This window comes from uncultured Mailhella sp. (assembly GCF_963931295.1).
In the GTDB taxonomy this organism is placed as follows: Bacteria; Desulfobacterota; Desulfovibrionia; order Desulfovibrionales; family Desulfovibrionaceae; genus Mailhella.
Window position 1 is genome coordinate 1418176 of sequence record NZ_OZ007001.1, and the last position, 13754, is coordinate 1431929.

The 13754-nt window shown below is 48.2% G+C and carries 10 protein-coding genes, 1 tRNA gene and 1 pseudogene; 3 read left to right on the forward strand and 9 right to left on the reverse strand.

Going from position 1 to position 13754, the window contains the following annotated elements; translation table 11 throughout:
• Positions 1–17 precede the first annotated feature (17 nt).
• Positions 18–93, forward strand: a tRNA-Thr gene (locus tag ABGT79_RS05805).
• A gap of 181 nt (positions 94–274) precedes the next feature.
• Here the strand turns inward: ABGT79_RS05805 and ABGT79_RS05810 are convergent.
• Complete coding sequence (locus tag ABGT79_RS05810; RefSeq protein ID WP_346665398.1) at positions 275–625, reverse strand: hypothetical protein; 351 nt, start codon at positions 623–625, stop codon at positions 275–277.
• Positions 626–655: 30 nt separating this feature from the next.
• Here ABGT79_RS05810 and ABGT79_RS05815 point away from each other — a divergent pair, with 30 nt between their 5' ends.
• Complete coding sequence (locus ABGT79_RS05815; RefSeq protein ID WP_346665399.1) at positions 656–2356, forward strand: hypothetical protein; 1701 nt, start codon at positions 656–658, stop codon at positions 2354–2356.
• A 645-nt stretch (positions 2357–3001) separates the two neighbouring features.
• Here the strand turns inward: ABGT79_RS05815 and ABGT79_RS05820 are convergent.
• The 4 genes from ABGT79_RS05820 to ABGT79_RS05835 form a co-directional block, all read right to left on the reverse strand.
• On the reverse strand, positions 3002–3394 hold the full coding sequence (locus ABGT79_RS05820) for an ERCC4 domain-containing protein (RefSeq protein ID WP_346665400.1): 393 nt from the start codon (positions 3392–3394) through the stop codon (positions 3002–3004).
• Positions 3395–4137: 743 nt separating this feature from the next.
• On the reverse strand, positions 4138–5604 hold the full coding sequence (locus ABGT79_RS05825; RefSeq protein WP_346665401.1) for an SLC13 family permease: 1467 nt from the start codon (positions 5602–5604) through the stop codon (positions 4138–4140).
• 74 nt (positions 5605–5678) lie between these two features.
• The gene (locus ABGT79_RS05830; protein ID WP_346665402.1) at positions 5679–5891 is read right to left on the reverse strand and encodes a ferredoxin family protein; all 213 of its coding nucleotides are present in this window, start codon (positions 5889–5891) and stop codon (positions 5679–5681) included.
• A gap of 36 nt (positions 5892–5927) precedes the next feature.
• Complete coding sequence (locus ABGT79_RS05835; protein ID WP_346665403.1) at positions 5928–7613, reverse strand: FAD-binding protein; 1686 nt, start codon at positions 7611–7613, stop codon at positions 5928–5930.
• A 201-nt stretch (positions 7614–7814) separates the two neighbouring features.
• Between ABGT79_RS05835 and ABGT79_RS05840 the strand changes: the two genes are divergently transcribed.
• Complete coding sequence (locus ABGT79_RS05840) at positions 7815–9698, forward strand: sigma 54-interacting transcriptional regulator (RefSeq protein ID WP_346665404.1); 1884 nt, start codon at positions 7815–7817, stop codon at positions 9696–9698.
• Positions 9699–9714: 16 nt separating this feature from the next.
• Here ABGT79_RS05840 and ABGT79_RS05845 read toward each other — a convergent pair.
• The 4 genes and pseudogenes from ABGT79_RS05845 to ABGT79_RS05860 form a co-directional block, all read right to left on the reverse strand.
• Positions 9715–10409: pseudogene (locus ABGT79_RS05845) on the reverse strand (IS5 family transposase); the annotation flags it as partial.
• 123 nt (positions 10410–10532) lie between these two features.
• Positions 10533–11357 carry an ERF family protein gene (locus ABGT79_RS05850; protein WP_346665405.1) on the reverse strand — a complete coding sequence of 275 codons (825 nt, stop codon included), beginning with the start codon at positions 11355–11357 and terminating at the stop codon, positions 10533–10535.
• A 132-nt stretch (positions 11358–11489) separates the two neighbouring features.
• Positions 11490–11888, reverse strand: coding sequence for a hypothetical protein (locus ABGT79_RS05855; RefSeq protein WP_346665406.1), 399 nt, complete (start codon positions 11886–11888; stop codon positions 11490–11492).
• A 300-nt stretch (positions 11889–12188) separates the two neighbouring features.
• Positions 12189–13373: a site-specific integrase gene (locus tag ABGT79_RS05860; protein ID WP_346665407.1), complete on the reverse strand. Its 1185-nt coding sequence runs from the start codon at positions 13371–13373 to the stop codon at positions 12189–12191.
• Positions 13374–13754 lie beyond the last annotated feature (381 nt).

The window sequence follows — 13754 nt, forward strand, 5'->3', positions numbered from 1 at the left end:
AAAAGAATGTCCGAAGCGCCAGCTTAGCTCAGTTGGTAGAGCAACTGATTCGTAATCAGTAGGTCTGGAGTTCAAGTCTCCAAGCTGGCTCCAGTGAAATCAAGCCCTTACGGTAAACTGTAAGGGCTTTTTTCGTATTCTCTCATCTCCGGGGGACAACCGGGGGACAACATGAAAAACAACAGGGGGCAAAAAAGGACGCCAGGTTCTCCCAAGCGTCCCTATACTTAGTCGTAATGACTCCGGCCCTGGACAAGCTCGCAAACGTTGCCGGCTACCCGGCAAACAAGTGCCCCTCATCAATGCGCCGTCCTTTTTTGTGGTGAACTGTTAAGTGTGGTGTTAAGTTTCGGCGTAGTGAGGCCCCTTTTTTATAGTCAACACCGTTGACTTGTTGTTGACGTTGCACCCCGCACTGCTTTTTTAAGTTTCCCCCTGCAACCATGCTGCAACCTTGTTGCTTCCGCAGCCTGCGCCGCCTCTCTCTCTTGACCTTGATTCCTCCGTATTTCCCTATCCTTGCGCGTCCACCTTTGTCTGTGTCTGCCTCTTCATTCCATGCTGACAGAAGCAAGACAGGGAGGCGATAAATGGCGACTATTGTTGACGCATTACTTGTGACCATGGGGTAGAGTCTTCCGGCGTGGATAAGGGCATGGAAGAAGCCCGACAGCGCATCAACAGCGGAGTGAAAAACATTGTCTCTTCGCTTGCCGCGCCCCTTATGGCCGCCTTTGCCGGATTCTCGGCAGGAGCGGCTATCAACACGTTTACCACGGCAGCAACGGAAATTCAGACGCTTTCCCAGTCCCTCGGCATGAGCATGGAAAGATTGCAGGGCTGGCAGTTCGCAGCGGAAGCCGCCGGAGCGGAAGCGGCAGAAGTCGGCAACCTCTTCCGCGATATGTCCGACAAGATTGTGGACGCCACGACCTTTGACGGCGGAGAACTCAAAGACATAGCAAAGGAACTCGGCATTGCCCTCAAGGACACACAGGGAGGCATGAGGGCCACGGAAGACGTTATCCTTGACCTTGCCGACGCCTTCCAGAGAGTAGGCGAACAAAAGGCCGTCGCCTTCGGTATGCAGCTAGGCCTTGATCCCGGCATGATTGCCATGATGCAGAAGGGCAGCGCGAACATTGAAACGATGATTGCCAAACAGAAGGAGCTTGGCGGCTACACAAAAGAAGACGCAGAACTTGCCATGGAGGCACGATATTCTTTCCTCGTGTTCGGCAAGTCCATAGAGGCCGCAACTCGCCCCATCATCAGGGAAATTTTGCCCGCCCTTCGTTGGCTGTCTGTTGGTCTCACAGCCTTTTCTCGAAAGATTCAGGAAAACTCTCAGTTTATAAAAATTGCCCTTGGCACGGTTTCCGTTTTTATGGCTGGGCGGCTGGTTCCGGCCATTGAAAAAACGATTCGCGCCCATGACAAGGCAATCAAGGCTTTTGCTCCATGGGCACTTGTACTGACAGGCATTGCGCTGCTTATCGACGACCTTGTGGCCTATGTCCATGGGGGAGGCTCGGCCCTTGCCGGATTCTGGGCACAGTTCGGCACAGGAGAGGAGATTCTTTCTTTCTTCAAGGCTACATGGGAAGCCGTCCTTGCAGGGCTTGAAAAAATGAAGCCGCTCATTCCTGCCTTGCTTAAGATCGGGGCCGTTTTCTCCATTTTTGCCGTCGGTGTGGGGACTATGCACGTTCTCACAGAGGCCGTTCTCGGTGTCGGCTCCGCCTTCAAGGCTCTCAAGACAGTCCTTGCAACGAACCCCCTCAGCGCGGTCATTTTGGCGGCCTCCCTGCTTTATGTGTACTGGGATGACATCATGGCCATCATGGAAAGAGTCCGCACCATGTTCACGGACAAGATGACGGCGGCCGGAGACGCACTGAAAGCCAAATGGCAAGAGATATGCTCATGGTTCCGGGCAGAATTCGGCTGGATTCTGGACGCATGGCAAAAAATTTCAGGTCTCCCGGATTCCATAGGCAAAAAGCTGTCCGGCGTAGGAGACAGCATTGCCGAAGGCGCAAAAGGCGCGCTTGATTGGGCAGGGAATATGTTGGGCTTTGGTGAGGAAGAGGCCCTTCCCGCGCCCGTCTCTGGGCCTTTCATCGACATAGGCAGACAGTACGCGCTCGAAGCCCTGCCGCCGCCCGTGTATAACTATGCGTACAACACGAACAGCGCGGCCAGAAATTCCACGACGACAGCAAACTTCACAGGCCCCATCACGATCAACACGCAGGCCACAGACGCCAAGGGCATAGCCTTTGACTTCACCCGCAGCGTCAAGGAAGAGGCGGACGCTATGGCATTCGCTGTTGATACCGGAGTCCGGCAGTAACTCCCCCCTCAACACCTCCCCTTGCTCACCTCCCCTTTGCGTCCGGCTTTGGGGAGGTTTTCTTTTGGGAGGCCCAAAGCCTTTACCTTACCACTCCGGAGCCTGCGCCGCCTCTCTCGCCTGCTTTCCCGTCTTGCCCTGCGCTTCTGTTCCCTTGACGTTTCCTTGACGCTCTCGGCCGCCTCTTCATCCTCCCACACTGTCCGAAGGATATGCACCTGTTTGTAGCCCCCGGAGCGCTTCACCGCCATGCCCGGCACATAGACCGGCGCAAGCCTACCCTTCACGCGGAGCTTGTACGCCTTCTTTTGGCAGGCATGGCAGCAATAGAGCTTGTTTGCCCGGTCTGTGAACTGCACCCCGCACACAGGGCAAAGACGTGTCGCCGTGTTATACTCTCGGAAACCTGCCTTCCGCATGGCCTTGCATTTCCGCCTTGCCGCCTCATAGCCCACGGGTAACGCATCCCATCCCGCACACGCCCACGCCCTTTCATCCTCTCCGATGCCATCCCATCCCGACCACGGCCGCACGTCCTGCATGGCCCCCCCTTTTTTGGGGAAGCGTGACGCCGGGAGAGAGATTCCCTAAACAGACGCCTTTTTTATACTCCCGAAAATGGCCGCCTTTTTGTGGGGCTACCTGCTACCACCCCGCCACTTTTTTTAAGTCGCACCCTGCGACCACACCCGCGACCTTGCACCATGCAGAAAAAAGGGCCGCCCCCGTTTTCCCAGGAACAGCCCCACATAATCGACCGACGGCCCCGGCCGCCAAGTCCTGCCATGAGCTTTCCACCACCACGGCGAAGGCTTCCAGAGCGGCCGCCCTCATGAGTTCCCGTTGAAATCTCTCCCGTTCCTTCCCCAGACACATGACCAAATCAGCAAGGCTCTTGCGTTCCACAGCCACCCGATCAGTCAGCCCGGCAAGGGAATAGTCCCTAAGAGCCAGCGTCCCGCGCTCCGTCGTTATGTCGCCGTTCTGTCCCAGAAACTCAAACGGCCGTTGCTCCCTCGTGTCTATGATGATCTTCACTCTTTCGCCCCCTGCGTCTCATCGTCCTGCGGAAAAACAAGTTCCACCTCGTCGCCGGTAATGGGCGGCAGTTCCACAAGTTCAAGTCTTTTGCTCATTTTCTCCCGCCTGCGCCACGGAGAGGCGCGTTTTTCATTTTTCCGATAAATGGGCCACTCCATGCAGAAAACAGGCACAGACGGCCCTCACCATGTCGCCGTATCCGTCTCGGCGTTCCTCTGGAAGTTCGGCCACGCTGCACCCCACACAAGACAGAACGGCCCGCGCCCCTGATGAAAGAACCGACAGGCCCCGCAGCCCTTCCCATAGCCAGCGCAGAACGTGGGGAAATGTGGAATGGCACCGGCCATAAAAATTTTTTATAAGTTCAGTCTGTTGTCGATTATTTAGTCTGCTGAGTCTTTCATATATACGGTTGTCTGGGATAACGAGCGCTTAATGAGCAGAGTAACGGCTTGCATGGGTAGTTTTTTCTCGAAGAATGGACTTTTCAAGCTGACCAATGAGCGAATAGCGAAAGCAGTGACAGTCAAACCCGCCGTTCCCACAAGAAGTTTGGTTACCGACCGAGTGTCGAGTTTTAAGGGAAGACGAAAATCTCTTTATGTTGCAATTCATTTGACAATATTCATCCATGATAAATAGATAGACTATCAGTATACTAATGGAACATATAATAAAGAAAGGCTCGGTCGTGGTAATTTTTTACTTGACCGAGCCATACGGTTATAAAGGAATGATCTCTAGAGGAAAATTTTTCCCGTCAATATAATCACACTGGTTACAATACATAACGAGGATATAACAAGAATGGGAGCAGTTTTCCAGATGGCCTTTGTGGTTACCCATTCATTGCCGTGAAGCATGGCGGATGTTGAGCTTGCGGCCGGAGTAAGGAAGGCTAGGCAGCTGGCCACAGTCACAAGGATAACCGGTTGTTCAGGCAGCATTCCGTTGGCAGTGCAGTATGAATAGACGACAGGCATAAGCGCGACAGCGATGGCGGTATTGTTGATGAACTGCGTAAGAATCACGCCGACGATACCGATACATATCAGGAAATTGGTGCTTCCGCCCGCCCCGAAAAGAGGATTCAGAAAATTGAGCATGAAATCCGTGATACCGCTTTTAGGATCGGAGATGGGGCCTGATAGGGGAAGTACAAAGGCGAGGATGAAGATGATGGGCCATGCAACACCTTCGTTGACCATGGTACGCCAGGGGCAAAGAGGCTTCCCTTTGATTTTTATGGCTGCCAGCAACGCCACCAGAAGGACGCACACTCCTGTATTTCCTATTTTTTTGAAGAAAACGGTAATGGAGAGGTTCTCGGGAAGAAATCCGGGAAGTACCATGAAGAGGATGAGCGCGACAAGAAAAGCAAAAAGCAGTTTCTGGACACCGGAGAGTCTCATTTCATCTTCTGTAATGAGCGTTTTTATATCCAGACTGGTCAGTTTACTAAGTTCAGGACGCAGTACGAATTTGCCAATCAGGATAAACGCCGTCAGGCAGAGCAGGCAGGAAGAAAAGGAAGCGATCATATATACGGCATAGTTGACCGTAGCACCCGAGAGGCTCTCATAGGCACTGATGGCCACCAGAGGCAGGGATTTGAAGGGGATGAGTGCCATGCCGAGTTGACTGGCAAATACTGCACCAATGATCATCATCATGGGGTAGCCTTCGCATCGTTCATACCCGCAGATTCTGAATATTCCGTACATGAGGCTCCAGCCGATGACGCATGCCGGAGTGGCGCTGGATAAACCGCCAAGAACGGCTATTGACAGCAACAGGGCAAAAGTTAACAACCATGGCTTTCCCTGTACGACTTTACGGCTGACGAACCACATGGAAATCCACTTTGTCACGCCGTTTTTATCCAGTACGGCGCTGAAGACGAAGATGAACATCATCAGGATCACAGTGGGATCACCGAACCCCTTATTGAAAAGGGTGTTGATGGGCATAATGTCAAGCAGGCCAATGGCAAGAAGACCTACCATGCTGGGCCAGACGATATCAATGAAAATCCATGCGTACACCACGCCGATAAGTGCGCCGAGGACGTTCATGCCGTAATGCGTCAGAGGCTGGACAGTGGGCACAAGTTTGCTGAAAAAGAAGGTAATGCCAAGAAAGACGATGATGTGGAAGATCGACCAGTAATTAATGGAGAAGTTTTGTTTGATGGCAGAGCGTTCCATAATATTCTCTCATGGAATAAGTGAAAAAAAAAGGAAGAACCGTAGGGAGCTACGAGTTCTTCCCAGAGAGATGACTAATATGGTAGAGGAGTCGGTCTGTTTCTCACAGCATCGACTTTTATGGCGTCTTTAGGGCAGTAAATCTGACAAAGAAAACAGGACTGACAGTCTTCCCGGTAACAGATTTCCGGTGTGGTTTCGCCTGCACGAAAGACATCGAGAGGACAAATCTTTACGCATGTTCCACAGTTGACACACTTTTCAGGATCTATAGCAAAAACGGGCATGAAGAACTCCGTAAGTTGTATGTAGGTCAGCTCGACTTAGAGCGGATAGACGGGAAGGCCGTAACGTTCAAATTTGTCGGTCGGGATGGGTTCCTGAGTGATTTCGATTTTTCCATCCTTGAGCCTAGATTTGAGCCATACATTCCATTCACTTTTCATATCGGGATAATCCGTACGATAGTGCGATCCGCGGCTTTCTTTTCTGGCCAGAGCACTGGTGAAGGTAAGACGGGCGGTGGTCAGCATACCACGAAGTTCATGATAGAGCATGAGTTCATGGGTATTGCGGACAACGATTTCCTTTTCGATATCCCGCTCAATTTCGTCCAAGGCTGTCAGTGCCTCCTCGAGAGCTTCGCCGCAGCGGATAATATTGTATTTCGCGGGAATGACGTAGGACTGAATACGGTAGATCGCATCGTCTATCGAGAGATGGCCCTCATGGCCGAGCTTGGCGAAGGTCTTTTCCTTGATGGACTCTACTTGGGCATTGTCAACGGGAAGAAGTTCCGTCGTTTCGCATGCCTTGGACGCTCCCTGACCTGCACGGAATCCGGTTATCGTTGCCCAGCCGAGATGAACGGCACCAGCACCGGCAATGGAGCCGATGAGAAGGCCCTGATTGGCCATGTCGCCAGCGGCAAAGAGACGGGGCACTGTGGTGTCACAGTCAAAGGACTTGAGGGTAAGACCACTGCCGCTGCTGGAAGAACCCATGAAGCCGGGAATCCACTCCACAGAATCTTTGAAAGGGTCTATCCCGCAGACCTTGCACGCGGCAAAGAATGTTGGAACGATGCGATAGCTCAGTTCCCGATCTTCCTCGTTCATGTTCTTGAGATTGAAGTAGATGGGGCCGCGACCTGCCTGGACTTCCATGGTCATGGCACGGACAAGAATATGAAGAAGCGCACCTTCCTTGTTGACGGGGTCGTATTTCTCCATAAAAGGTTCGCCGAGAGCGTTGGTGAAGCGACCACCGAGACGCTGGAAACGGCTCATACCGCAGATGTCAAAGTCTTTGGCCGTGGAGTTGTATGTGTTGGAGAATTCCATGTTGGTAAACTCTGCCCCCACTTGGAGCGCCATGGTGTTCCCCTCACCGGACTCCATGTCCTGGCCATGATATTGTCCCTTGAAGCTGCAGCTGCCGGTGCTGAGAATGGTGTTTTTGGCATTGAAAACATGGAACTGTCCGGTGCGGACATTGAAGCCCGTGGCTCCGACGACCTGATCGCCATTCGTGAGAAGATCGGTTATCTGAACGCGATCAACAATGGTCACACCCAGCTTCTGTAGTCTTGCACGCAACTTTTTCATCATCTTGAAGCCGGGAAAGACAACTGCATGGTTATGGCCGCGTCCGGGCTTGCGTTTGAATTTGCCGTTGGCATCCTTTTCAAAATCCATGCCCCAGTCATTCATCATATTGATGATTTCAGTGGAGCTGTGGGCGTACCATTCCATCCATTCCGGATCGAACATCCCGTTCCCGTTTTTGTTCCAGCGTTCCAGCCATTCGTGAATGTCGTCTTCTTCGGGGTCGAAGTACAGAATGTCTCCGGCGGCAAAGCAGCTTTCACCGCTGCCGCCGACATAGGCCTTATCCACAAGAATGACGCTGCGACCTTCCATTGCTGCCGCGCAGGCACCCATACAGCCTGCTATGCCGCCGCCAAGAACCAGAACGTCCGCACTTTTCTGTTCAGTATTGGGAATCATAAGAACTCCTGAAAGTAAAAGTTTTCCTCAATTAAGCAATTTTTGTGCCAAGATGTTATCTCACTGACTTAATAAGAGTTTTATTTTTCACCGCTAATCTCTTTTTCATTGATTTTGTTGCAAAATGAAACTAAATGTTTTAGATGATCGAAACAATTTTGAAACATCTGAAGGTCTCGCAGCGGAATTGAGAGGGGGAAAATGAAGGATATTCTTATCATCGCTACTCAACGTGCTCTTGTGCAGAAAACAGAAAAGATCATTGACGACGAGGGGCTTGATCGTATTGATATTTTTTGGGGGCAAAGTACAACGAGAGTGCTTAAATTCGTGTCAGAAGAGCTTTCAGGAACTACAGAAGTAATTCTGACTATGCCAGGGATGGCCAGCCTTATTGAAAGTAAAGTTCAGAATAAGTTACCAATTCTTCCTATAGAATATAATAACATCGATATCATCAAAGGACTTCGAAATGCACTGATCCTCTGTCCCGGAAGCGTAGCTTTGGCTCACTATAAAGAGGAAAACCCTCGTATCCAAGATATCAAAGAAATGGTCGGGCAGCAGTTCATAAACTTTCTTTTTGGAGAAGATGACAGCACCAATCAAAAAATACTTAGATCTTTAAAAGGACGAGGAGTACTAGCCATAGTAGGGGGAGGGTACATCTGTAATCTGGCAAAGGATGAAGGTTTTTCTGTTTTTCCGTTGGAAATTAATTTGACGACTCTTAGAAAAACTATACTACGAGCCGTTTCAATTGCCGATACAAGAAAATTTACACGTAATGTAAACTATGATACTAATCTTATTTTGAAACAATTTTCTGATGCTGTTGTCGTTGTTAATAGTGAAAATAAAGTAACTTTTTTCAATAATAGCGCTGAGATGATGTTTAAAAGAGACGCTAAGGCAGTTATTGGAAAAAAACCACGATTTTTTTTACATGATAACTATTTTGATAAGGTATTGATTAATAAAGAATCTATTGAGAATGTTATGCATGAATCACAGAAAATAATTGGAGATTACAGTATTCTTTCTGTCAATGGAATTCTTTCTGGTTGTGTAGGCTCTTTTCGATCGCTGGAGAAAATAAAGAAAATAGAAGAAGCGTACCGAAGACCTTCTTCTGAGGAAGAAGATGGTGCAAGATATTCTTTTGATGATTTTCTGGGGGATACTCCACGTTTTCGCGCGCTGAAGGAACAAGCGAGGTGTTTTGCTCTTACGGACGAGACCGTGCTCATTACCGGAGAAAGCGGCACAGGCAAGGAAGTTATGGCCAGCAGCATACATAATGCCAGCAGGCGGAAAAGGAGACCTTTTCTTGCCATAAACTGCGCTGCCATTCCTGAAACTCTTATGGAAAGCGAGCTATTCGGCTATGAACCCGGAACCTTTACCGGAGGGAGGAAAAACGGCGCTCCTGGACTGTTTGAGTCGGCGCAGGGAGGAACGCTTTTTCTTGATGAGATAGGCGAACTGCCTTTGAATCTTCAGGGGAAACTGCTTCGGGTGCTTCAGACCAGGAGAGTCCGCAGGTTGGGTGCTGTTTTTGAATCTTTCGTGGATGTTCGTATTATTGCGGCTACCAATAAGAATTTGAAACACGAAGTGGAGGAGCACCGTTTCAGAAGCGATCTGTATTATCGACTGAATATCTTTCATGTCCATATGTTGCCGCTACGTGATTATGCCGATCAGCTTGGGGACATTGTTGAAAAACTGCTTGTCAAGAAGGCTCCGGATTCTTCAGCTTCAGATAAGAAGCGTCTGTGTTCTTTGCTCAGCCATCTGAGATCCTACAACTGGCCGGGAAATATGCGGGAACTGGAGAACGTAGTGCGCCGCTATGTCGCACTGAGCCAATATTTGAAACGTCCCATCACTCTTGGCGACATTTTCAACCTGTCGAATTTTCACGAACGAAGCGTGGAGCCTTCAGTTTCGAGAGAGGAAAGGGAACGTCAAGAACTTTTAGAAGCTTTTGACAGACTGCATGGGAATCGTGCATTGATTGCCCGAGAGTTGGGGATTTCAAGAACGACACTTTGGAGAAAATTGCGGAAGCTCTACGAGTGAAAGTTAGATCGCATCGTCATTTAATTTTAACCAGAATGGTGATGCACCTGATATGGGCTGCCGCCGGGAATGAAGCAGTATTTTGAGGCATAGCGTGAGGCAATTCCTCGCCGACGCTTCGATTTCCAAAAAGAATTTTTGACGAGATAACGGCATACACATTCAGGCGGTTATGATTTTTCCGGGGGAAGATAATGTCCGGTCGGATGCCGTCTCTCTCTCTTGAGCAATCCTGCCGGAGCATCATTGTCATATCTTTTGGCCGCAAGAAGATATTCAGTCGTTATTCACTCCACAAGCCTGCAAGCCTGAGAGCAATCCGCAATGGTACCTGCTGGAACAAGGATTCTGACCGGCATACCATGCGTATCCACGACCAAATGTATTTTTGTGTTGAGCCCACCCTTTGTACGGCGCATATCCTGATTGCCTCCTACCGCTCCTGCGGCATGCGGATGAATCTTGCAGTGGCTTGCATCTATCATGAGCCATTCAAAATCAGGTTCAACGATGACCACTTCCGGAACCTGCTCCCGAACCCCGCGATCTCTCCAGCGACAAAATCGACGATGAGTATTTTTCCAGTCTCCATAATCAGGAGGCAAATTTCTCCACGGCGCTCCTGTGCGAACTATCCAAAAAACAACGTTAAGAAAGCATCGATTGTCGCGGGCAGTTACGCCCCGCGTGCCTTATTGCCCCGAATGATATTTTTAAAAGCTTTTAAACTCTGTCTGATATGTCATGACGACGATGTGCGCACTGCATATCCCTCTCCTTCTATAAGGATGATAGCAGCGTTCTGCGAAATTGAAAGTTAATTGACGACAATATCTAGTCCATGGCGATAATGTTGAGCTGTTTCTGGCCACGAGTATCAGGTTCCATGGCGGTCTCCCATAAAAGAAGAGCTGCCCCGGTGGAGGACAGCTCTTCATGCAAGTCGAAAGAAAAATTATGCGGCATCATCGTATTTCCACCAGATCCTTTGCTGCGAATCCCACTTGAACCATGAATCCCTGGCCAATTCCTTTTCTCCAGAGTTTTTCCAGACGCCACGATGCATCTTCTTCCGTCCTCAGCCTGAACCGTCCTGAAGCTCACGCCATCGATTTTGGGCAGATTTTGGTGAAGCGATACGGGGCGATTTGAGGCGTCTAAAATTTTGTTCGTGGATAAAGAGCCGTCTGATTCCACTTTTTGTCTCTGTATGGCTTCTACGGGCTTTATTCGCGTTTTGGCCTGTTTTGTAGGAATTGAGGCAGCATTACCGTCATCATCTTCCGTCACGATACCGAGGATGGAGCACAGGGAGTACCGCCGGGCATAGGTGATAGCACTGCCCATTCCCTGTGGATCATTTTTCGTCAGAGGGATGATGGCTGTGCTGGAAATCCATTGACCAGATTCCGCATGTATAAGCCTTGTTTCTAATCCGATATGCCCTGTCCCGAGTTCTACAGGAGCAGGACATGGGAGTTGGGTAAGCCAGATGCCTTGGGAAGAAAGAAGGCTGCGGCAGGATTCCATGACCGAATTGAGGGTAGCGTATTCGTTGCCGATGAATGGATTTTTGGCGTCCTTTATAGCCGGTTGAAGTTGCTGTTGGACGATGAGCATAGCCTGAGAAAGTTTAGTGATATCAGTGGATTGAGTCATAAGGGCTCCTGAGTAATAAAAAAGAGAAGTACAGACAGTAAGCCTGTACTTCTCTCTATTGTTTTCTTGTCGCAATATATATCTGTTTTTATATGATTTACTGTAGGTAGTATTTATATTGTCCTCGTTTGTTTACCATAATCCCTTTTCGATACACATATTTTTTATAAAAATATTTTCATTTCCCGAAAAGATGATGGCTGGTATCTGTAAATGACAACCTTTTCCACCAGAAAGCCAAATGATAAATTGTTTCGGATTTATATCCCAAACCTCATAATAATACCGGCAGAAGAGATATATTTCTTTGACAGCTAAAAATGGAGACTTTTTTGAATCAGAGTCAATGAACAGGTCCCCGAAACGTAAAGGATGAAGGCGTTCTGTTGTGGGCTCATATTCAAAGGACAATATGCTGAAATCTGTTGCACCTTCTTCAATGGCCTTTTGTCTTGCCTCACTACTGTTTTCAATAAATTTCCAAGTGCTATTACTTTTGTTTCTGTTCCAAGAATAAATAAAAGTTTTCATTTTCTACTCCTTTTTCTTATTTTCGAAACGCAGATGGTTTTCTGCATATTATGAGTAAAAAATAAAAAAATATATTTCGCAAAATCTGTATTTTTTTCCTGTTTTTTTGTTTTTTTGTTTTTTTCTAAAATAGGCTGAAAAATAAGGGGATTTTTACATAAAAAAAACAACTTCCAAAAACGGAAGTTGTTTTTTTTGAAATAAAGTTGTTTTTTTATACTTCAAAAACAAAGTATAGATAACTATTTGAAATTATTTGTTTCTATAAGCTAATCCCCTCGCTGCATAGTTACCTAAAAATTATTTTAGAATGTCATTGATTCGCATGGCTGAAATTCGCGTTCCATCAGGAGCAAGATGAGCGTAGCGTTGTGTCATGGCAAGAGAAGAGTGTCCCATCAGCTCAGAGACCGTATAAAGAGGCGTCCCCTGCTGTACAAGCCATGAAGCAAATGTGTGTCGGAGTGTATGGAAGACGACCTTTTGGCGTGGATCTGCAATTCCATCATTGAATCCAAGCTCTTTGACTATCCTGTCAAAAACTTTTGATACCTGCCCCCGCTGTCCTCCTGTTTTAGCAGGTAAAACAAGCTCTCCGGGCTGCTGGCCGTGGAATTTACCTTCGAGAACAACTTTCACTTCCGGACTCATATACGCATGACGGTTCTTGCCACTTTTAGGATCACGGATTAATAGAATTTCATTGGAGAAGTCTACGTCAGCCCAAATCAAAGCGTGAATTTCACCAGCTCTCAGTCCACAGGCAAGAGAAAGCAACGCCGTAGTGTACAAGTCAGAGGACACTATTTTCAATGCCTGAAGCAGTGTCTTCGCTTCTTCTCTGCTTAGGAAACGCATTCGGCGATTATCAAATTTTGGGATTTTGACGTTTCGAGTAGGCGGGATACCAGAGACGATACCTCGGCGATTAGCCAGATGCCAGATCTGGGAAAAAATTGCCAAAGCGTATTCGATAGTCCGAGGAGATTTCCCATCGGCAAGCATAGTCTGTTTCAGATTTTCAAGTTGCTCTTCATTGATTTCAATCAATGGCTTTTCGCCGAAGTATGGTTTCAACCACCGTGTGTATAAGTCTTCCTCTTTTTTTATCGTGCTTTCCTTTTTATGGCCCTGGGTAAGTCTGTAGGTGCTGCTCCAAAAGTCATCGACTGTGATCTTAGTAGCCCGTTCTTGAGCTTCAGCCTTTTCCGCTTCAGTCCGTTTCTTCCTTGCTTCGTCGCGAGCTTGCCGAAGAGTAACTGCCCCATTGCCTATCCGTTTGGCTTCTTTGAGCTTCGCAAGTTCTATGCGGGCTTTTGTCAGCGTCCAGCCGTCTGATAACCAACCGAGACCTTCTTCTATCTGCTTACCATCGACAGTGAAGCGGAGCGTATAATACCGATCCCGTCTCTTTCCATGCATTCGCGTTTCGTGCTCGTAGTAGCGGATGCCACGCTCCTCCGTAATCCATTTCTGACCACTCACTGTTACCTCCAGACTTCTATCGCATCAAGTGAGGTTGCCATGGGCAAAGTCACTAGTCCAGCATTCTCCCTTATTTCTCCCTAATTTTCGCGTGAAAGAGAGGTAAAGTCAATGACTCTGAATGAAGTAAATTTTGTTTATTGTATAGCATAATTATTTATAAAAATTGTATATTACCTGCTCATAGTGAAGCCGTATAAAAGTATACACCTAGAGATTCGTAATCAGTAGGTCTGGAGTTCAAGTCTCCAAGCTGGCTCCATAAATTTTTGGGCCTCCATGTTTCGACATGGAGGCCCGTTTGTTTATGACAATAATAAAACAGTCATTTTTGAGAGAAGGCAACCGAACTTCTGTTGCGATCGCCTTCTCCCGTATTTA

Coding starts and splice junctions, on each gene's coding strand:
- ABGT79_RS05815 (WP_346665399.1), top strand. CDS start 656: ATGGAAGAAGCCCGACAGCGCATCAACAGCGGAGTGAAAAACATTGTC.
- ABGT79_RS05810 (WP_346665398.1), bottom strand. CDS start 625: ATGGTCACAAGTAATGCGTCAACAATAGTCGCCATTTATCGCCTCCCT.
- ABGT79_RS05855 (WP_346665406.1), bottom strand. CDS start 11,888: ATGAAAACTTTTATTTATTCTTGGAACAGAAACAAAAGTAATAGCACT.
- ABGT79_RS05850 (WP_346665405.1), bottom strand. CDS start 11,357: ATGACTCAATCCACTGATATCACTAAACTTTCTCAGGCTATGCTCATC.
- ABGT79_RS05840 (WP_346665404.1), top strand. CDS start 7,815: ATGAAGGATATTCTTATCATCGCTACTCAACGTGCTCTTGTGCAGAAA.
- ABGT79_RS05825 (WP_346665401.1), bottom strand. CDS start 5,604: ATGGAACGCTCTGCCATCAAACAAAACTTCTCCATTAATTACTGGTCG.
- ABGT79_RS05835 (WP_346665403.1), bottom strand. CDS start 7,613: ATGATTCCCAATACTGAACAGAAAAGTGCGGACGTTCTGGTTCTTGGC.
- ABGT79_RS05830 (WP_346665402.1), bottom strand. CDS start 5,891: ATGCCCGTTTTTGCTATAGATCCTGAAAAGTGTGTCAACTGTGGAACA.